This is a genomic window from Nocardioides panzhihuensis (assembly GCF_013408335.1).
Lineage (GTDB): Bacteria > Actinomycetota > Actinomycetes > Propionibacteriales > Nocardioidaceae > Nocardioides > Nocardioides panzhihuensis.
Map to the genome: position 1 here is coordinate 440,245 of NZ_JACBZR010000001.1, position 19,288 is coordinate 459,532.

The 19,288-nt window shown below is 69.7% G+C and carries 18 protein-coding genes and 1 tRNA gene; 15 read left to right on the forward strand and 4 right to left on the reverse strand.

Annotation, left to right across the window (positions count from 1 at the left end; translation table 11 throughout):
• Positions 1 to 106: 106 nt before the first annotated feature.
• Positions 107 to 3,676: a transcription-repair coupling factor gene (gene mfd, locus BJ988_RS01915; RefSeq protein WP_179656429.1), complete on the forward strand. Its 3,570-nt coding sequence runs from the start codon at positions 107 to 109 to the stop codon at positions 3,674 to 3,676.
• Positions 3,677 to 3,705: 29 nt separating this feature from the next.
• On the opposite strand, the gene BJ988_RS01920 is transcribed toward mfd, so the two are convergent.
• On the reverse strand, positions 3,706 to 4,329 hold the full coding sequence (locus BJ988_RS01920; RefSeq protein WP_179656430.1) for a DJ-1/PfpI family protein: 624 nt from the start codon (positions 4,327 to 4,329) through the stop codon (positions 3,706 to 3,708).
• A 165-nt stretch (positions 4,330 to 4,494) separates the two neighbouring features.
• On the opposite strand from BJ988_RS01920, the gene BJ988_RS01925 reads away from it, so the two are divergent.
• From BJ988_RS01925 to BJ988_RS01945, 5 genes are all read left to right on the forward strand, one after another.
• Positions 4,495 to 5,010, forward strand: coding sequence for an aminotransferase class I/II-fold pyridoxal phosphate-dependent enzyme (locus BJ988_RS01925; protein ID WP_218860512.1), 516 nt, complete (start codon positions 4,495 to 4,497; stop codon positions 5,008 to 5,010).
• Between the two features lie 252 nt (positions 5,011 to 5,262).
• Positions 5,263 to 5,880 carry a MarR family transcriptional regulator gene (locus BJ988_RS01930; RefSeq protein ID WP_218860514.1) on the forward strand — a complete coding sequence of 206 codons (618 nt, stop codon included), beginning with the start codon at positions 5,263 to 5,265 and terminating at the stop codon, positions 5,878 to 5,880.
• Positions 5,840 to 6,292 carry a hypothetical protein gene (locus tag BJ988_RS01935; RefSeq protein ID WP_179656433.1) on the forward strand — a complete coding sequence of 151 codons (453 nt, stop codon included), beginning with the start codon at positions 5,840 to 5,842 and terminating at the stop codon, positions 6,290 to 6,292. Before BJ988_RS01930 ends, BJ988_RS01935 begins: the two co-directional genes overlap by 41 nt.
• 98 nt (positions 6,293 to 6,390) lie before the next feature.
• Positions 6,391 to 6,972: an NUDIX hydrolase family protein gene (locus BJ988_RS01940; RefSeq protein WP_179656434.1), complete on the forward strand. Its 582-nt coding sequence runs from the start codon at positions 6,391 to 6,393 to the stop codon at positions 6,970 to 6,972.
• Complete coding sequence (locus tag BJ988_RS01945) at positions 6,969 to 7,397, forward strand: MazG nucleotide pyrophosphohydrolase domain-containing protein (protein ID WP_218860516.1); 429 nt, start codon at positions 6,969 to 6,971, stop codon at positions 7,395 to 7,397. Before BJ988_RS01940 ends, BJ988_RS01945 begins: the two co-directional genes overlap by 4 nt.
• Positions 7,398 to 7,464: 67 nt before the next feature.
• Here the strand turns inward: BJ988_RS01945 and BJ988_RS01950 are convergent, their stop codons facing one another.
• A complete protein-coding gene (locus BJ988_RS01950; protein ID WP_179656435.1) occupies positions 7,465 to 8,934 on the reverse strand; it encodes an MFS transporter in 1,470 nt (489 codons plus the stop codon).
• A 108-nt stretch (positions 8,935 to 9,042) separates the two neighbouring features.
• A complete protein-coding gene (locus BJ988_RS01955; protein WP_179656436.1) occupies positions 9,043 to 11,388 on the reverse strand; it encodes an esterase-like activity of phytase family protein in 2,346 nt (781 codons plus the stop codon).
• Between the two features lie 220 nt (positions 11,389 to 11,608).
• On the opposite strand from BJ988_RS01955, the gene eno reads away from it, so the two are divergent.
• The 9 genes from eno to BJ988_RS02000 all read left to right on the forward strand — a co-directional run bounded on the left by eno (position 11,609) and on the right by BJ988_RS02000 (position 18,077).
• Entirely contained in the window at positions 11,609 to 12,886 is a 1,278-nt protein-coding gene (gene eno / locus BJ988_RS01960; protein ID WP_179656437.1) for a phosphopyruvate hydratase, read from the forward strand.
• A gap of 138 nt (positions 12,887 to 13,024) precedes the next feature.
• Entirely contained in the window at positions 13,025 to 13,624 is a 600-nt protein-coding gene (locus tag BJ988_RS01965) for an FtsB family cell division protein (protein WP_179656438.1), read from the forward strand.
• Between the two features lie 3 nt (positions 13,625 to 13,627).
• Positions 13,628 to 14,137: a DUF501 domain-containing protein gene (locus BJ988_RS01970; protein WP_179656439.1), complete on the forward strand. Its 510-nt coding sequence runs from the start codon at positions 13,628 to 13,630 to the stop codon at positions 14,135 to 14,137.
• Positions 14,134 to 15,072: a Ppx/GppA phosphatase family protein gene (locus BJ988_RS01975; protein ID WP_343051410.1), complete on the forward strand. Its 939-nt coding sequence runs from the start codon at positions 14,134 to 14,136 to the stop codon at positions 15,070 to 15,072. Before BJ988_RS01970 ends, BJ988_RS01975 begins: the two co-directional genes overlap by 4 nt.
• 99 nt (positions 15,073 to 15,171) lie before the next feature.
• Entirely contained in the window at positions 15,172 to 15,867 is a 696-nt protein-coding gene (locus tag BJ988_RS01980) for a hypothetical protein (RefSeq protein ID WP_179656441.1), read from the forward strand.
• 69 nt (positions 15,868 to 15,936) lie between these two features.
• Positions 15,937 to 16,455: an ACT domain-containing protein gene (locus BJ988_RS01985; RefSeq protein ID WP_179656442.1), complete on the forward strand. Its 519-nt coding sequence runs from the start codon at positions 15,937 to 15,939 to the stop codon at positions 16,453 to 16,455.
• Positions 16,452 to 17,009, forward strand: a complete 558-nt coding sequence (def, locus tag BJ988_RS01990; protein ID WP_179656443.1) for a peptide deformylase — start codon at positions 16,452 to 16,454, stop codon at positions 17,007 to 17,009. Before BJ988_RS01985 ends, def begins: the two co-directional genes overlap by 4 nt.
• A 19-nt stretch (positions 17,010 to 17,028) precedes the next feature.
• Positions 17,029 to 17,102: transfer RNA gene (locus BJ988_RS01995), tRNA-Leu, on the forward strand.
• A 126-nt stretch (positions 17,103 to 17,228) separates the two neighbouring features.
• On the forward strand, positions 17,229 to 18,077 hold the full coding sequence (locus BJ988_RS02000; protein WP_179656444.1) for a Bax inhibitor-1/YccA family protein: 849 nt from the start codon (positions 17,229 to 17,231) through the stop codon (positions 18,075 to 18,077).
• Positions 18,078 to 18,266: 189 nt separating this feature from the next.
• Here BJ988_RS02000 and BJ988_RS02005 read toward each other — a convergent pair whose 3' ends face one another.
• Positions 18,267 to 19,286 carry an SGNH/GDSL hydrolase family protein gene (locus tag BJ988_RS02005; RefSeq protein WP_343051411.1) on the reverse strand — a complete coding sequence of 340 codons (1,020 nt, stop codon included), beginning with the start codon at positions 19,284 to 19,286 and terminating at the stop codon, positions 18,267 to 18,269.
• Positions 19,287 to 19,288 lie beyond the last annotated feature (2 nt).

Genomic DNA, 19,288 nt, shown 5'->3' on the forward strand with positions numbered 1-19,288 from the left:
GCGCTCGAAGTCAAACGTCTTTACGCATGTCTCCTAGACTGGAGCCAGCACCCCCTGTTTTCTGGCCGGGGGCTCTCGTGCATGCCGCATCCCTTTGGAGTCACCAGTGATCCTCGCCCCGCTCGCCGATCTCGTACTGCGCGATGCCGCCCTGAGCGAGGTGATGGCGGAGGCCAAGGGCGGCCGGATGCTGGCGCTCGACGTCACCGGGCCGGAGGCGCTGCGTCCGTTCGTGGTCACCGGTCTCGTACGCCAGGAGCGCACCGTCCTCGCGGTGACCGCGACCTCGCGCGAGGCCGAGGACCTGGTCAACGACCTGACCGATCTGCTGCCGCCCGACTCGGTCGCCCTCTACCCGAGCTGGGAGACGCTGCCCCACGAGCGGCTCTCCCCGCGCAGCGACACCGTCGGGCGCCGCCTCGCGGTGCTCCGCCGCCTCCGCCACCCGGACGCGGACGGTGCCCACGGGCCGCTGAAGGTCGTCGTCGCCCCGGTTCGCAGCGTGCTCCAGCCGCAGGTCAAGGGCCTGGGCGACCTGGAGCCGGTCGAGCTGATCACCGGCCAGGAGGCGGCCCTCGACGACGTCGTCCAGAAGCTCGCCGACGCGGCCTACTCCCGCGTCGACCTGGTCGAGAAGCGCGGCGAGTTCGCCGTCCGAGGCGGCATCGTCGACGTCTTCCCGCCCACCGAGGAGCACCCGGTCCGGGTGGAGTTCTGGGGCGACGAGATCGACTCGATCCGCCACTTCGCGGTCGCCGACCAACGCGCCATCCCCGCCGAGCACGGCGGTGCCACCGAGCGGCTGTGGGCGCCGCCATGTCGTGAGCTCCTGCTCACCCCGGAGGTCCGGGCGCGGGCCAAGGCGCTCGGCGAGGCCCACCCCACCCTGGTCGAGCTCACCGACAAGATCGCCGCCGGGATCGCGGTCGACGGCATGGAGTCGCTCGCCCCGGCTCTCGTCGACGACATGGAGCTGCTCCTCGACCTGATCCCCGACGACGGCCACGTGCTGCTGCTCGACCCCGAGCGGATCCGCAGCCGTGCCCACGACCTGGTCGCCACTGCCGACGAGTTCCTCGGCGCCTCCTGGGCCGCCGCGGCAAGCGGGGGAGTCGCCCCGATCGACCTGTCGGCGGCCTCCTACCGCGACCTCGCCGACGTACGCGCCCACGCCATCGCCCAGGGCAAGCCGTGGTGGTCGGTCAGCCCGTTCGGTCTCGACGATGCCGAAGGCGATCTCGCCGACCCGGACGTCGTCGGCGTCCCGGGCCGAAAGCTCGACTGGCAGCCCGCGAGGGCCTACCGCGGCGACACGGCCGCAGTGCTGGCCGACATCGAGCGCTGGCGCGACGACAGCTACCGCGTGGTCGTCGTCCAGCAAGCGCACGGCACGGCGCAGCGTACGGTCGAGGCGCTGGGGGAGCGCGAGATCCCGGCGAGCCTGGCCGAGGAGGCCGAGGCCGCCAAGCCCGTCCACAAGACGGTCACCGTCATCCACGCCCGCCTCAACCACGGCTTCCTCGACGATGCCAACCGGCTGGTCGTGCTCACCGGCGAGGACATCTCCGGCCAGAAGTCGTCGACGCGCGACATGGTCAAGATGCCGACCCGGCGCAAGAAGCAGATCGACCCGCTCGAGCTGAAGCCCGGCGACTACGTCGTCCACGAGCAGCACGGGGTCGGGCAGTTCATCGAGATGAAGCAGCGCGAGGTGCAGGGCGCGACCCGCGAATACCTCGTCCTGGAGTACGGAGCCTCCAAGCGCGGCGGACCGGCCGACCGGCTCTACGTCCCGGCCGACGCCCTCGACCAGGTCACCAGGTACGTCGGCGGCGAGCAGCCGAGCCTCGACCGGCTCGGCGGCGCCGACTGGCAGAAGCGCAAGGCCCGCGCGCGCAAGGCGGTCCGCGAGATCGCCGCCGAGCTGATCAAGCTCTACGCCGCGCGGCAGGCGACCAAGGGCTTCCAGTTCGGTCCCGACAACCCCTGGCAGCGCGAGCTCGAGGACGCCTTCCCGTTCCAGGAGACCGCCGACCAGCTCTCCGTCATCGACGAGGTCAAGCAGGACATGATGCGGCCGGTGCCGATGGACCGGCTGGTCTGCGGTGACGTCGGCTACGGCAAGACCGAGATCGCGGTGCGGGCGGCGTTCAAGGCGGTCCAGGACGGCAAGCAGGTCGCCGTGCTGGTGCCGACGACGCTGCTGGTCTCCCAGCACCTGTCGACCTTCATGGAGCGGATGTCGGGCTTCCCGGTCAACGTACGCGGGCTGTCCCGGTTCCAGACCGACAAGGAGGCCGCCGAGGTCATGGCCGGCCTCGCCGACGGCACCATCGACATCGTGGTCGGCACCCACCGCCTGTTCAACAAGGACATCCGGTTCAAGGACCTCGGCATGATCGTAGTCGACGAGGAGCAGCGCTTCGGCGTCGAGCACAAGGAGGCGATGAAGCGCCTGCGCACCTCCGTCGACTTTCTGTCCATGTCCGCGACCCCGATCCCACGGACGCTCGAGATGTCGATCACCGGCATCCGGGAGATGTCCACGATCACCACACCGCCCGAGGAGCGACACCCGGTCCTGACGTACGTCGGTGCCTATGAGGACCGCCAGATCGTCGCCTCGGTGCGGCGTGAGCTGCTTCGCGACGGTCAGGTCTTCTACATCCACAACCGGGTCAACTCGATCGAGAAGGCGGCCGCGCGGATCCGCGAGCTCGTGCCCGAGGCGCGGGTCGCCGTCGCCCACGGCCAGATGAACGAGAAGCAGCTCGAGCAGGTGATGGTCGACTTCTGGGAGAAGGAGTTCGATGTGCTCGTGTGCACCACGCTGGTCGAGTCGGGCCTCGACGTCTCCAACGCCAACACCATGATCATCGAGCGCGCCGATACCCTCGGCCTCTCCCAGCTCCACCAGCTGCGTGGCCGCGTCGGCCGCTCCCGCGAGCGCGCCTACGCCTACTTCCTCTACCCCGGGGAGAAGCCGCTCACCGAGACCGCCCACGAACGCCTCGCGACCCTGGCGCAACATTCGGACCTCGGCGGCGGCATGGCGATCGCGATGAAGGACCTGGAGATCCGTGGCGCCGGCAACCTGCTCGGTGGCGAGCAGTCCGGCCACATCGCCGACGTCGGCTTCGATCTCTACGTGCGGCTGGTGGGCGAGGCCGTCGCCGAGTTCAAGGCCGGCCCGGACGGAGCCGTCGAGGAGTTCAACGAGGTGCGCATCGAGCTCCCCGTCGACGCCCACCTGCCCCACGACTACATCCCCTCGGAGCGGCTGCGGCTGGAGATCTACAAGCGCCTGGCCGAGGTCCGCACCGACGAGGACGTCGAGTCGGTCGCCGCCGAGCTCCTCGACCGTTACGGCAAGCCGCCGGCCGAGGTCTCCTCGCTCCTGAAGGTGGCCCGCTTCCGTGCCCGCGCTCGCCAGGCCGGCGTCACCGAGGTCACCCTGGCAGGCAAGAACGTACGCTTCCACCCGGTCTCGCTGCCCGACTCCCGCGTCGTGAGGTTGAACCGGATGTACCCGAAGTCCCTGGTCAAGCCACAGCTGGACACCATCATGGTCCCGCGCCCGGTCTCCTCCGGCTTCCCCGCCAAGCCCCTCGACGGACCTGACCTGCTCGACTGGGCCCGGGTCGTCATCGACGCGATCATCGACCCGCTCACCTGAGCCCGGGTGATGGGGTCTTGCGTCGCGGGTCAGGCGAGCGCTGGGGCGGCGGCGGGGAGGTAGTGGGTGATGTTGCGCAAGGCGCGCTCGATGTACTCCTCCTTCTCCCCGACCGGGGCCACGTAGTGGAGAGCGCCTTCGGCGGCCTCCCGGCCCTTGAGGCGGCTGATGATCCAGGCCGCGAGGTAGTGCGAGGCGAGGCAGCCGCCCGCGGTCGCGAGGTTGTCCTTGGCGTAGAAGGGCTGGTTGAGGACCTCGATGCCGGCGGCGACGACCCACGGCTTGGTGGTGAGATCGGTGCAGGCCGGGATGTCATCGAGCAGTCCGAGTTTGGCCAGGACGAGCGCGCCTGAGCACTGGGCGGCGATGAGCTGGCGCGACGGGTCGAGGCGTCGCAGCACGTCCATGATCGCGGGGTCCTCGACGACCTCGCGGGTGGCGATACCGCTGCCGACGATGACGGCGTCAGCCTCGCAGGCCTCCTCCAGTGTCGACATCTGCTCGATCACCACGCCGTTCATCGACGTCACCTTCGGGCTCGGCGTGGCAATGGTGACGCGCCAGTCGTCGCCTTTGATTCGGTTGAGTACCCCAAGGGCGATGAGGGAGTCGAGCTCGTTGTAGCCCTCGAAGGTGAGGATGGCGATGTGCACGATGGGGTCCTTTCGAAGTGGTGCGAGCAACGCTAAGGACCGAGGAATGACACAGTCAAAGAATTGTCATGCATACAATCCGCGGGTGGCCGCCACCCGCTACAAGGCGCTCGTAGCCGCCTTCTCGTCCGCCATCAGGGACGGACGCCTGCCCGCCGGCGCCAGTTGGCCGCCACCGCCCCGGACCTGACGGTCTACGTCTCTGGTCTGTCCAAGGGCGTCGCCACCGGACTTCGGGTCGGGTTCCTGGTTGCCCCCGACTCGTTCATCGGTGCCATGGAACGAGCCATCCGCGTCACCACCTGGAACACGCCCGTCCTCACGACCGCGATCGCCTGCAGCTGGATCGAAGACGGCACCGTCGCCCGCCTCGAAGACCGCAAGCGCGACGACGCTCGTGCCCGTCAAGCTCTCGCCCGGCGGGAGCTGGCCGGCCTGCAAGTCGTCGGCCACCCTTCGTCGTACTTCGCATGGCTGCCACTACCGGAGGGCGCGCGAGCCGACCGCATCGCCGGCACGCTATCCAGACAGCAGATCGCGGTAGCAACGGCCGAACCCTTCAGCACCGCGCCGCAGACCCCGCAAGCCATCCGAGTGGCGCTCGGCTCCACCGATCTGGTCACTCTCGCAACGACCTTGCGCACCCTCCGACGGGTTGTGATCGACGATCAGAACGCCTAGGTGCTCGTCGCAGGATTGAGGTGACGAGCCCGCGAAGAGATCTAGAGGACGATCTCGGCCAGGGCGGTGGTGGTTTCGTGGCGAAACTCGCCGGCATGACAGGTCAGCACGCGGCAGCACCCTCCGCGCGGCGAACGAAAATTCGTTCATGCCACGGTCAGCCGAACTGTCGAGCACGTCGAGGCGCTCCGCCGTTCCACCTGACCGGCCGACGGGTTCCATATCCACAAAATGGAGGTTATTATCCATTCTGTGAGAAACCAGGCTCCGGTGCTCGCGCCTCTGTTTCGCTCGGAGGCGCAGGCGCTGCTGCTCTCGGAGCTGCTGCTCACCGCCGAGGAGCTGAGCATGACCGACCTCGCCGAGCGGGCCGGGCTGCCCTATCCGACGGTCCATCGCGAGGTCGGGCGGCTGCTCGAGGCGGGCCTGCTCGTCGACCGGCGGGTCGGCAGGACCCGGCTCATCAGGGGCAACGAGCAGAGCCCGCTGCTCGCGCCGACGCGGGAGATCCTGCTGACCGTGACCGGTCCGGTCGTGCTGATCCGGGAGGCGCTCGCGGGCATCGGCGGGGTCGAGAATGCGTTCCTCTTCGGCTCGTTCGCGGCCAGGGCGAAGGGTGAGCCCGGGCCACCGCCGAACGACATCGACCTGATGGTGATCGGCAGCCTCGACGTACAGGCCGTCTACCGGGTCTGCCGGGAGGTCTCCGACAGTGTCGGGCGCATCGTGAACCCGACGATCATGAGTCCGGAGGAGGCCGAGGAGCAGACCGGGTTCCTCGAGGAGGTCCGAGCCAACCCGGTGATCGAGATCTACGGAGGAGGACCGGATGCCCGTGCCACTGACGCCGGCGCAGCAGAAGGCGGTTGACGCGCTCGTACGCTCCGGCGCCCTGCGTGCGGTGAGGCCCGACGAGAAGAAGGCGCGGGCCTTCCTCGCCGGCGCGGAGTCGGCCCTCGCCGACGTACCCAACGTCACCCGGACCGAGAACCGCTACAACCTCGCCTACAAGGCCGCGCACGACGTCGGGGAGGCCATGCTCGCAGGCTATGGCTACAAGACGACCTACGGCGCCGGTGGCCATGTGAAGGTCGGCCGGTTCCTGGCCGCCGTCTTCGACACCCCGCCGCCGCGCGACGCGGCCGCCCACTACGACGTGATGCGCTTGGACCGCAACGCCAACAACTACCTCGGCAAGCCCGTCACGCACGCCGCCGCTGACACAGCCGCCGAGGCCGCGCAGACCCTGTACGCCGCCGCGCTGGAGCGTCTCGTCACCTGAGTCGGTCGATGTCGTCTGGTCAGACATCGCCGCCGCCGCGTCCCATTCTGCGGTGATGTCGCTCCTGCACGTACGGATCTGTCTGGCAGGATCGACGCATGACGATGGAGGCTTTCGGCGAGCAGTCCTTCCCTGAGGAGCCCTTCGGCAACGAGTGGGACACCGAGCCCGGGTGGCTGTCCGAGGAGGAGCTGGGCGAGACCCGCGGGCGGGTGCCCATCCTCTATGTGGAGGCGGTCCCGGTGCGTGTCGATCCCGACGGCGCGGTGAGCGAGGTCGGGTTGCTGCTGCGGAGCTCGCCCACGACCGGGACGATCACCCGGTCGCTGGTCTCGGGCCGGGTGCTGCACGGTGAGCGGATCCGCGACGCGCTGATGCGCAACCTGGAGAAGGACCTCGGCCCGGTCGCCTTCCCGACGCTGCCGCTGACCACGGTGCCGGTGACCGTCGCCGAATACTTCCCCTGGCCCGGCGAGCGCTTCCAGGACCCGCGCCAGCACGCGGTGTCGCTGGTCTATGTCATCCCGGTGACCGGCGAGTGCGAGCCGCGCCAGGACGCCCTGGAGCTCTCCTGGATGACACCGGCCGAGGCTGCCTCCGACGCGGTCGTCGGTGACATGGAAGGCGGCCGGGGAGCGCTGCTGCGGCAGTGCCTGAGCGCGTTCGGGGCGCTGGATTGAGCCCAGCGGGCGGCGAGGGCAGGACGTACGCCTCGGGGGAGGGGCTCATCGAGTTCCTCGACCTGATGCGGCTGATGCGTGAGCGCTGCGTGTGGAAGTCGTCCCAGACGCACGCGACGCTGGCGCCGTACCTGCGCGAGGAGTCCGACGAGGTGCTCGAGGCCATCGACGAGGGCGATCCCGATCACCTCAAGGACGAGCTCGGCGACCTGCTGCTCCAGGTCTACTTCCATGCCGCCATCGCCGAGGAGGCCGGCGAGTTCACCATGGACGACGTCATCGCCGGCCTGACCGCCAAGATGAAGCGCCGCAATCCCCACGTCTTCGGCCCCGAGGCCGATTCCGGGCGTCGCTACACCATCGACGAGGTCGAGCAGCTCTGGCAGGCAGCCAAGGCCGCCGAGCGCGCCCACCCCGCCGAGTAGGCGCCAGCGTCGGCCGAGACGTCACCCAGGTCGGCCGAGACGTCACCCAGGTCGGCCGAGACGTCGCTTACGTCGGCCGACACGGCATCTCAGTGCCCTCTCGGCCGACGGGAGCGACGCCTCGGCCGGCGTACGTGACGTCTCGGCCGACCGGGGTGACCTTTCGCGGAGCGAGGGGGATGAGCATGGCCGCGAGGGCCGCGCCGAGGGCGACGAGTGCGAGGAAGCCGAAGCCGTTGATGTAGCCCTGCTCCGCCGGGTAGCCCGACGGCAGGGTCTCGGCGGTGACGATGGAGGTCATCACCGCGGAGCCGATGGTGCCGCCGACGGTGCGGATGTTGGCGTTCATGCCCGTGGCCACGCCGGTGTGCTCCGGTGGCACCGCGGCCACGACCGCGTTGGCGAGGTTGGCGAAGACGAGGCCGGTGCCGAGGCCGGAGAGGCCCGCGGCGACGCACATCTGCCACGGCTCGTCATGGACGAAGGCGACCATGACGAGCGAGACTGCGGTGAGCAGCCCGCCGATGACCAGGATGCTGCGCATCCCGATGAGGTCTGCGAGCCGGGCGCTGACCAGTCCGCACAGGAACGAGGTGATGGCCGTCGGCAGCATCAGGTAGCCGGCGACCGTGACCGACGCGCCGAAACCGTAGCCGGCCGACGACGGGGTCTGGGTCAGTTGCGGGATGAAGCCGAAGGAGGCGTACATCGCGATGCCGATCAGCAGGGCGACCAGGTTGGCAGTCCATACGCCGCGACGGCCCATCAGTCGCAGGTCGACCAGCGGCTGCCGTGCGGTCCACTCGACCCGGATCCAGGCGGTCAGGAGCACTGCCGCGGCACCGAGCAGGCCGATGGTGGCGGGCGCGGTCCAGCCCCACGACGGCGCCTGGCTGACGCCGAGGAGGAGAGAGACCAGCCAGCCGGCGAGCAGCAGGGCGGGGCGCAGCGGGATCGGCTCACGGGTGAGCACAGGGGACTCGGGCACCAGCCGCAGCGCGCAGATCGCCGCGCCGGCCGCGGCCAGCGCGGGCAGCAGGAACAGCGCCCGGAAGCCGAGCGTCTCGGCGACCGGACCGGCCAGCACGATCCCAGCCGCGAAACCCATCGAGAGCAGAGACGAGGTCAGCGCGATCGCACCGGCGACGCGCTCCTTGGGCAGCTCGTCACGCAGGATCGCGAAGGCCAACGGCAAGGTGCCGCCACCCAGCCCCTGCAGGACCCGGGCGCCGATCATCACCTCGATGCTCGGGGCCGCGGCGGCGAGAACGGCACCGGCGGTGAGGGCGGCCAGGCTCCACACGTACATCCGCCGCTTGCCGAAGGAGTCACCCATCCGGCCGATGATCGGGGTCGCCACCGAGGCCGAGAGCAGGAAGGCGGTCAGGATCCAGGATGCGGTGGCCTGGTCGGTATCCAGCTCGGCCTGGATCAGCGGCATCGTCGGCACCGAGACCGACTGCAGCAAGGAGTAGGAGCAGACGCCGATGGCGACGATGGCGAAGGTGAGGCGGGGGCTGGAGGGAGGCACGGACATCGCCACAAAGTTTAGCTTGGCTAACTGTATTCGACGAACCGTTTCGCTCGCCGGGGCAGCAACGAGCCCGGCCCGCCACCCGACGGTGGCGGGCCGGAGCCAGGACGATCAGCGCTTGGGCGGCTTACCGAGGTCGAGGAAGACCGTCTCTCCGGTGGCATCCTCGAGGCCGTCGTTGTCGGTGACCGCGTAGGCGTGACCGTCCCCGCCGATCGTGACGCCCTCGAGCTTCTCCTGGGTCCATCCGTTGGTGCGCTGCAGCGCGGGCAGCAGGTCGTACGCCAGGCGCTTGCGCAGCGGGGTCACGGGGCTGAGTCCGGTGGTGCCGCGGCGGGGCACCTCGACCGTGTAGACCCGCTTGATCGCGGCAGTGGTGCCGTTCTGCTTGTCCCGCTCGATCACGGCGAGGGTGTCCTCGTCGACGGCCGTGATCTCGGAGAGCCCGAGCCAGTCACCTGCCACCGAGGTCGGCTCCAGCCCGTAGCCGAACCATTCCCACTGGCCCGTGGCCGGGGTGTAGCGACCGATCCGAGCGGTGCTCGGGCCGTCCACGCCGGGCTTCTTCGCGGTCGAGTCGGCCCACAGGGGGCGCTGCAGCGCGACGTACACCTTCTCCGAGGCGCGCTTCCCGGTCACCGTGACACCTTCGAGGCCCCACTTGCCGACCTTCGCCGCGATCTCCGCGGGCAGCGGCACCGTCTCGGCGATGCGGCCGTCGCGGTCGAGACGGAGCAGGGCGTTCCCGGTGCCGGTCTCGCCCTCGTCGGCGACCCAGAAGCCACCGCCGCGGCGGGCGGCCAGACCCTCGATGTCGAGCCCCTCGGCCACCTCGCCCGAGGCGTCGGTGACCTCGAGGACATCGCGGATCACGGCGGGGGAGCGGTTCACCGAGAGGGTGTAGATCCTGCCGGTTGCATAGGCGGCGTCGCTGGCGGCGTAGAGCTTGCTGGGGTCGCCGGGCACCTTCGAGAGCGCGCCGAGCGCGCCCCAGCCGATCGGCTTTCCGTTCTGGGAGGCCGACTCGACGCTCGGGAAGGACGACGGCCTCCGACCGAACCCGTAGAGCGAGACCGAAGCCCGCACCAGGTCCTCGGCAGAGTCCTTCTCCGAGGAGATCGCGAGCAGGTTCCGCGACGGGATCGGCAGCAGCCCCTCGGGCCCGTTGGTCGCCGGCAGCACCTGCTTCAGCTTCGGCGAAGAGGGCGTACGCATGTCGTAGACGGCCACGAAGTTGCTGCGCTCGGAGCCCACGAAGGCGTACGGCACGCCGCCGAAGGTCTCGAAGGCCAGCCCTTCGGGCTCGGCACCCTTCTTGGCGGCGCGGTCGTTGTTGTGCAGACCGTGCTTCGTGGCGATGTCCTCGAAGGTGGACCCGGCGTCCCAGACCACCTCTCCGGTCGCGGCACGGAAGACGGTCCAGCCGCGGGTGCCGCCCTTCCAGTCGCCCTCGTTGGCGGTGGCGACCAGGCCCTTCCCGACCCACTGGATCGAGTCGGGCTCGCGCGGCGCGTCGATGGTGTCGACCGGGTCGAACCGCCCGTTCTTGGTCGTGTCCACACCCTTCACGACCGCGTTCCCGGCGCTCCACACGGTCTCGACGGTCGCGGACGGGAGGTCGATGATCGCGACACCGTTGTTCTCCTGCAGCGTCAGCGCGAGCTGGTTGTCGGTGTTGATGTCGACGTACTCCGGCTCGGCGTCCTCCGGTGTCTCCAGCCCCTCGAGCAGCGAGGCAGGCAGCGCCACGTCGGTGATCCGCCACTCGGCCGGCCCGCCGTCGAGACCCACGATCTTGACCGATCCGGCCGGCGCCTGGGGCAGGTCGCCCTCCTTGCCGCCGGCCGGGGTGGCAGCCTCGTTGCGCTGGTTCTCCATCGCGATCGCGGCGTACGTCCCATCCGGGCTGACCGCGATCGAGTCGGGCTGACCACCCAGGTCGTAGGAGGCCACCTCCTCGTGCGGGGCGGCCAGCGAGATCACGTCGATCCGTCCGGCGCGGATGCCGACCGCAGGCTCCTCGTCCTCCCACTCGGTGTCCTCGAGCCCGGGATAGGTCGACTCGTCGACGACGACGAGCGCATGGTCGCCCACGATCGAGACCGACGTGGGGGAGCCGCCCTTGCCGCCGGAGACGTCGTGGCTGCCGATCCCTTCCGGCGAGGAGGGGTCGGTGATGTCCAGGAAGCCGATCCGGCCGCCGGCCGCGTCGGTGTAGGCCAGCGTCGTCCCGTCCTCGGAGACCGCCGAGATCTCGGCGACGGTCGCGTCGGCCGGGTCGACCCCGGCGGGCACGTTCTGGAAGACGGGGTAGGTCGCGAGCCGGCTGAACTCGCGGTGCCGGCCCGGATCGGCGGTGGCGGTGCCGCCGAGCACGGTCATCAGCGAGACGCCCAGGCCCCCGATGGCCAGGACGCCGACCCCGGCGAGTGCGAGGCGGTTCTTGTGGAGAAGCATGTGAGGTTTCCTCTCGGGGAATTGTTGCCGGAGGAACGATCCGGGCGGCGCCGCACCTGGAGGCATCGACGTGATGACGAGGTGTCTACCTGGGCGTGAACACCAGGTGGGCGCAGGCAGCAGAGGTCCTACCGACCGGTTAACGTTCCAATCGCCAGGCCCATCCGGCCGGGTAATAGGCTGACGGACGACACCCCGTCCTTGACCCAGGAGTAGTTCAGTGGCTTCGATCGACGCCGTAGGCGCCCGCGAGATCCTCGATTCGCGAGGCAACCCGACCGTTGAAGTTGAGGTCGTCCTCGACGACGGCACCTTCGCCCGCGCCCAGGTCCCCAGCGGCGCCTCGACCGGCGCCTTCGAGGCCGTCGAGCTGCGCGACGGCGGTGAGCGCTACGGCGGCAAGGGTGTGCAGAAGGCCGTCACCGCCGTCGTGGAGACGCTCGCGCCCGCGATCGAGGGCCTCGACGCCGACGACCAGCGCGCCATCGACCAGGCGATGATCGAGGCCGACGCGACCCCCAACAAGGCGACTGCGGGCGCCAACGCCATCCTCGGCGTCTCGCTCGCGGTCGCCAAGGCCGCCGCCGACTCGGCGGGCCTGTCCCTGTTCCGCTACGTCGGTGGCCCCAACGCCCACGTGCTCCCGGTCCCGATGCTCAACATCCTCAACGGCGGCTCCCACGCGGACTCCAACGTGGACATCCAGGAGTTCATGATCGCGCCGATCGGCGCGCCGACCTTCGCCGAGGCGCTGCGCATCGGCGCCGAGGTCTACCACGCGCTCAAGTCCGTGCTGAAGGAGAAGGGCCTCGCCACCGGCCTCGGTGACGAGGGTGGCTTCGCGCCCAACCTGGAGTCCAACCGCGCCGCCCTCGACCTGATCGCCGAGGCCATCGGCAAGGCCGGCTACGAGCTCGGCAAGGACGTCGTCCTCGCGCTCGACGTGGCCGCCTCCGAGTTCTACCAGGACGGGGCGTACCTCTTCGAGGGCGCCAAGAAGACCGCCGAAGAGATGACCTCCTACTACGAGGAGCTCGTCGCGTCCTACCCGATCGTCTCCATCGAGGACCCCCTCGACGAGGAGGACTGGGACGGCTGGAAGGCGATCACCGACGCCATCGGCTCCAAGACCCAGCTCGTCGGCGACGACCTGTTCGTCACCAACGTCGAGCGCCTCGCCCGCGGCATCGCGGGCGGCCAGGGCAACGCCCTGCTGGTCAAGGTCAACCAGATCGGCACGCTCTCCGAGACCCTCGACGCGGTCGACATGGCCCACCGCGCCGGCTTCAAGACGATGATGTCCCACCGCTCCGGCGAGACCGAGGACACCACCATCGCCGACCTCGCCGTCGCCGTCGGCTCCGGTCAGATCAAGACCGGTGCCCCGGCCCGCTCGGAGCGCGTCGCGAAGTACAACCAGCTCCTCCGCATCGAGGACGAGCTCGGCGAGGCCGCCCGCTACGCCGGCGCCTCGGCGTTCCCGCGCTACCAGGGCTAACCCGGCTCGAGACCAACACAGTCCCGTCGAGAACGTCAGGGGCTGTGTTGGTCTCGACACGCCTCCGCCTAGCGGCTCCGGCGGCTCGACCAGCGAGCGGGCGCGTCTGCCGTCAGGAGGTAGGTCGTGGATGGGAGGATGAGCGACGTGGCAACGCAGGGACCCGGTCAGAGCAAGCGCGTACGCGGTCCTCGGGCCCCGCAGGGTCCGGGCAGGCGGCCGCGCGCCCCGATCTCGGCCCGGCCGGCATCGATCGGCGGTCTCGAGACGCTGCGCAAGCGGCTGCGCCGGCCCAGGCTCACCGGCCGGGCGATGATGATCATCCTGGTCGCCGCGGTGCTGGTGATCTCCTACGCCTCCTCGCTGCGTGCCTACATCCAGCAGCGCAACGACATCAACGCCCTGCAGACCGAGATCGCCGAGCGCAAAGAGCACATCAAGCGCCTCGAGGAGCAGACCCGTCGCTGGGAGGACCCGGCCTACGTCCAGCAGCAGGCCCGGGAGCGGTTCGGGTATGTGATGCCGGGGGAGACGGCGTACGTCGCCCTCGACGAGAACGGCGAGCGGATCCAGACCGAGCCGGAGCTCACCGACCCCGACTCGGTGGGCAGTGCGGAGCAGCCGAAGGCGTGGTGGGACGATGCGTGGGGTTCCGTGCTGCTGGCCGGTGACCCGCCGGAGCAGACAGGAGACGGGCCGGAGTCGGAGATCGACCCGCCCAAGCAGAAGAAGGACTGAGACATGGCCATCGATCCCAAGGACGTGTCCGCGATCGCGGCACAGCTGGGACGCGAGCCACGGGGGATCCACGAGGTCGGGCACCGCTGCCCGTGCTCGTTGCCCGATGTGGTGACCACCGAGCCGCGGCTGCCCAACGGCACGCCGTTCCCCACGACCTTCTACCTCACCTGCCCGCGTGCGGCCTCGAAGATCGGCACCCTCGAGGGCACCCACGTGATGAAGGACATGGAGGCGCGGCTGGCCACCGACGAGGAGCTCGCCGCCGCCTACGCCAAGGCCCACGAGGCCTATCTCGAGGCTCGCTACGAGCTCGGCGACCCGCCTGAGATCCACGGTATCTCCGCAGGTGGGATGCCGAACCGGGTCAAGTGCCTGCACGTCCTCGCGGGCCAGTCGCTGGCCCAGGGTCCGGGTGTGAACCCCCTCGGCGACGAGGTGCTCGAGCGGCTCGGCGAATGGTGGAAGTCCGGTCCGTGCGTGGATCTGGAGCTCGAGGACGAGGAGCAGTGACCCGGCGGGTCGAGCCTGTCGAGACCAAGGTCGCTGCCATCGACTGCGGCACCAACACGATCAAGCTCCTGATCGCCACCGTCACGCCCGACGGCCTGACCGAGGATGTACGCGAGGCCCGCATGGTCCGCCTCGGCCAAGGCGTCGACCGCACCGGTGTGCTCGCCGACGAGGCTCTGGAGCGCGCCTTCGAAGCCATCGACGAGTACGCCGCGCTGATCCGCGAGCACGACGTCCGGAAGGTGCGCTTCGTCGCCACCTCGGCCACCCGGGACGCCGCCAACGCGGCGACCTTCACCGACGGCGTACGCGCACGCCTGGGAGTCACGCCCGAGGTCGTCACCGGTGCGGAGGAGGCGGCGCTCTCCTTCGGCGGCGCCGTCCGCAACCTGCGTGGCACCCCGCCGCCACCGCTGCTGGTGATCGACATCGGTGGTGGCTCGACCGAGCTGATCCTCGGAGAGGGCCCGACGCCGACCAGCAGCCACTCGATGGACATCGGCTCCGTGCGCCTCCACGAGCGCCATCTGCGCTCCGACCCGCCCACGCAGGAGGAGATCGAGGCCTGCGTACGCGACATCGACGACCACCTCGACGGCTGCCCCGTCGCCCCGGCGGCCGCGGGCTCCGTGGTCGTGGTCGGCGGCACCGCAGTCCAGCTGACCATGGGGCTGCTCGAGCTGGCGGCGTACGACCGCACTGCCACCGACCACGCCGAGTTCGCTCATGACGAGGTCTACGGGATCGTCGAGCGACTGCTCGCGCTGACCGTCGAGGAGAGGCTCGCGCTGCCCTGGATGCACCCGGGGCGAGCCGACGTGATCGCGGCCGGCGGGCTGATCCTCGACCGGATCCTGAGGCGCTCGAAGATCGAGACTCTTCTGGTTTCCGAGTCCGACATCCTCGACGGAATCGCCTGGTCCGTTAGAGACTAGGCATGTCGGGGGACTTGATCTTTGTGTTTGGCGCCTAGGTTTGGGTTCACCGACTCAACCATCAAACAGAACCAAACCTGTCTCTCGGAAGGTCAAGAAGTGAAAAAGCTCATCCTGCTTGCCATCGCTGCCGCTGGTGTCGGCGTGCTGGTCAAGAACAAGTCTGAGCAGCTGAAGGCCGGCGCGAACAAGGTCACCCATGACCCGCGCGTCCAGTCGGCCCTCGCGACCGCCTCGGAGAAGGCGGCGCCCCTCAAGGAGAAGGCTGCTCCCTATGCCGAGGCCGCCATGGCCAAGGCGAGTCCCTACGCCGCCACGGTGAAGGAGAAGGCCGGTCCGTACGCGGAGCAGGCCAGGGAGAAGGTCGCCGCCGCGGCCGACGTCGCCTCCGAGAAGCTGCACCACGCCGAGTCGGCCTCAGCGTCCACCTCCACGCCTGCCGCAGGCACCTCTGTCACGGAGGCTCCGGCTGCTCCCGAGCCGGCCACGGACTCGTCCTCGACCAGCGAGTACGGCGGCTACCCGCCGGCGCCGCCGGCCCCGCCGACGCCGTCCGCCCCGCAGGCCGGGGTCACCGGTGACCCGCTCACCGACCCGATCGCGCCTGCCGACCCCTACGCCACCGAGGTGCCGCCTCCGCCGGCCGGCGCTGGCTCCGACTCGGACAAGACCTCCTACGACGACCTGGGTGGCGGCGACACCGCCGTCAAGCCCACCTCGGAGACCGCGCCCGAGTTCGCTCCCGAGCCGGTCGAGCCCTCCCAGGAGGAGAAGGACAAGTGGTTCCGCGGCTGATCCAGCCGTCGAAGTCCACCTGAGTCACCCGCGGTCCGCCATCGGCGGGCCGCGGGTGACAATGGTTTGGTGACCATCCACGCCATCACCGTCCTGGGACACGACCGCCCGGGGATCATCGCCGACACCACCGCCCGTCTGGCCGGACTCGGCCTGAACCTCGAGGACTCGACGATGACCCGGCTGCGAGGTCACTTCGCGATGACCCTGCTCTGTGCGGGAGAGGCGACCACGGAGGCCATCCGGGCCGACCTCGAGCCGATCGCGTCCGACGGCACCCTGACTGTCACGGTCTACGAGCTCCCCGAGGAGCAGGCTGCGACCGGCGCAGGCCGGCTCTTCGTACTCTCCGTGCACGGTGGTGACCGACCCGGCATCGTCTCCACCGTGACCGCCGAGATCGCCGCCGCCGGCGGCAACATCACCGACCTCACCACCCGTCTCTCCGGTGACCTCTACGTCGTCGTCGCCGAGCTCGAGCTGCCTGCCGACGCCGACGTCGCCGTGCTGGAGTCCGCGATCAGGCGGGTCACCCAGGAGCTCGGCGTCGACGCGACCCTTCGGCCGATCGAGGCCGACGACCTGTGACGATCAACGAACGGGTCGCAGCTTGGACCGAGGCGGAGCTGGGTGTCGAGGGCAAGGTCCTCGACGTCGTACGCGCCCCCGCGCAGGTCCTGTCCGTGCCGGGCGAGGACGTCGACCCGACCGCTCCCGAGATCATCCAGCTGGCCGCCGACCTGATCGCCACCATGCGAGTCTCGCCCGGCTGCGTCGGCCTGGCCGCCGACCAGGTCGGGGTCTCGGCCCGGATCTTCTGCGTCGACGTCTCCACCCACGTCAAGACGAAGACCCACCACGGGACGTACGTCCTGTGCAACGCGGAGGTCGTCGAGGCCAGCCGCAACGAGAAGGCGCGCGAGGGCTGCATGTCCGTCCCCGACCTGACCGGTGACGTGAAGCGTGCCTCCAGGCTGAAGGTACGCGGCCAGCTCCCGGTCACCGGCGAGACCGTCGAGATCGTCGCCGACGCCTTCGAGGCCCGCTGTCTGCAGCACGAGATCGACCACACCGACGGTCTGCTCTTCATCGACCGGGTCGCCGGCGCCCATGCGCTTCATCAGCGTCAGACATACTTGTGACGCTAGGGTCTGGCTGTTCGCCCCGGTGTCCCAACTGGCAGAGGATGACGACTTAAACTCGTCCAGATGTGGGTTCGAGTCCCACCCGGGGCACTCTTCGCGTTCCTGGAACATCGGGGTTGTCCCGGACGTTGAGTGAGACACAGGGCCGGTACGCTGGCCACAGGAGCCGCCACCGTGGCGGGATCTTTCCAGTCGCTTTCGAGGAGTGACCACCAGATGCAGAGCAACAACCCGGTGTTCCGTCGGTCGGAGGGCTTCGGGCAGCCGTCGCACAACGCCTACGGCAACGCGACCTACGGCGGCAACGGCGCTCCGTACGCCGGCTATGGGCAGGACCCGAGCCAGTGGTCGACGGGCGGCCCCCAGGCCCCCGTCACCGGTGCCCCCATGACGATCGACTCGGTGGTGCAGAAGGGTGCGATCACGCTCGGCGTCGTCGTCCTCACCGCCATCGCGACCTGGGTGCTGACCCCGGACATCAACTCCACCGCCAGCCTCGCGCCCCTCTACATGGCCGCGACCCTCGGTGCCGGCGCTGCGTTCATCCTGTCCCTGGTCAACTCGTTCAAGCGAGTGATCAGCCCGGCCCTGGTTCTGGCCTTCGCCGTGGCCGAGGGCATCGCCCTGGGTGCGCTGAGCAAGGTGTTCGACGCCATGATCGGCGGCGGCATCGTCGTCCAGGCCGTGATCGGCACCTTCGCCGCATTCGCCGGCACGCTGGCCGCCTACAAGTTCTTCAACATCAAGGTCGGCAACAAGTTCCGCACCTTCGTGATCGCCGCCATGTTCGGCATGGTGGGGCTGAGCCTGATGGAGGTGGTGCTCGGCATGTTCGGCGCCAGCTTCGGCCTCTTCGGCTTCGGCACTCTCGGCATGATCACCGCCATCGCCGGCCTCGCGCTCGGTGTGTTCATGCTGATCCTCGACTTCGACATGATCGAGCAGGGCATCGCCGCCCAGCTTCCTGAGCGTGAGTCGTGGCGCGCCGTCTTCGGCCTGACCGTCAGCCTCGTCTGGATCTACACCAACCTGCTCCGCCTCCTGGCGATCTTCCAGCAGGATTGACCAGCGGCCTTCACGACGAAGGAGTGAAGACCGCGTCGGTCGATCAGGTCGAGCGAGCGCGCCGCTGAGCTTGCGAAGCGGCGCTGGCGAGTCGAGACCAACACATCAACGAAACCGCCTGCTCCAACAAGGAGCAGGCGGTTCGTTCGTACGTGACTGTGCTGGTCTCGGCTCGACCAGCGAGCGGTGCTAGCGAGCGGGTTGCCGCACGGCGGGTGGGGGAGTCTCGGAAGGACGCTCGCCACGGTGGGGCGGGCGCTGCTCGTTCTCGAAGGAGCGGGCACGGGCCCAGTTGCGGCCGACGCGGCCACGGGGACGCGGCGCCGGGTCGATCTCGGTCCCTGGCCGGATGACGGCGCGGAGCGAGGCGGCCGCGAGCGGCATCACCTGCTTGCCGTTGTAGGTCTCCAGGATCGCGTTCTCGTCGCCCACGAGGCCCAGCACCGAGAGCGTCGGCGGGACCAGCACCTCGCCGAGGGCGTGGTAGCCGGCGGCGGAGGGGTGGAACAGGTCGGCGCCGAACCAGAACGCCGGGGTCGCCTTGAAGGCCGGCCCGAGGACGTCACCCAGCGACACGGTGTGCCCACCGGCGCGGACGACGTGGAACATCTGGCCGGCGGCGATGCGGATCGACCAGGCGCGCATGATCGAGCGCAGCGGCGGCAGGATCGGGGTGGCCGTGCTGAGGTCGGGGACGGTGCCGACGAGCACCCTCACCCCCGCCTCTTGCAGCCGGATGACAGCCTGGGCGAGGTGGCTGACCGCGACCCGCGGGCGCACCCGGCGGATCACGTCGTTGGAGCCGACCAGGATGACCGCGATGTCGGCGTCGGCGGCGATCGCCTTCTCGACCTGCGGGTGCAGGTCGGAGGACTTGGCGCCGATCTCGGACAGGTCGTGCAGCCGCACCGGTCGGTGTGCCTTCTCCGACACCCCGGAGGCGAGCACGGCACCAGGCGTGTCCTCGACCTCGGTCATCCCGTAGCCCGCGGCGCTCGAGTCACCGAGCAGCGCGATGTTGATCGGGCGGCCCGCCTGACGCGCGCCGTACCAGCCTGTCGGCGAGGGAGCCACCGGCATCTTGACCTGGTGGGTCGCCCGGACGGCAAGCGCCGCTTCTGCGACGAGGATCCCGGCGAACGCAGCCGTCGCGGCCAGGACACCACCGCCGGCGTACGCGGTCTTGCGAGCCAGACTCTTCTTCGCCACGG

Excerpts from the sequence above, each read along its gene's own strand:
- BJ988_RS01935 (WP_179656433.1), top strand. The coding sequence starts at position 5,840 with ATGCCCGTGCCACTGACGCCGGCGCAGCAGAAGGCGGTTGACGCGCTC.
- BJ988_RS01940 (WP_179656434.1), top strand. The coding sequence starts at position 6,391 with ATGACGATGGAGGCTTTCGGCGAGCAGTCCTTCCCTGAGGAGCCCTTC.
- BJ988_RS01950 (WP_179656435.1), bottom strand. The coding sequence starts at position 8,934 with ATGTCCGTGCCTCCCTCCAGCCCCCGCCTCACCTTCGCCATCGTCGCC.
- BJ988_RS01955 (WP_179656436.1), bottom strand. The coding sequence starts at position 11,388 with ATGCTTCTCCACAAGAACCGCCTCGCACTCGCCGGGGTCGGCGTCCTG.
- BJ988_RS01965 (WP_179656438.1), top strand. The coding sequence starts at position 13,025 with ATGAGCGACGTGGCAACGCAGGGACCCGGTCAGAGCAAGCGCGTACGC.
- BJ988_RS01970 (WP_179656439.1), top strand. The coding sequence starts at position 13,628 with ATGGCCATCGATCCCAAGGACGTGTCCGCGATCGCGGCACAGCTGGGA.
- BJ988_RS02000 (WP_179656444.1), top strand. The coding sequence starts at position 17,229 with ATGCAGAGCAACAACCCGGTGTTCCGTCGGTCGGAGGGCTTCGGGCAG.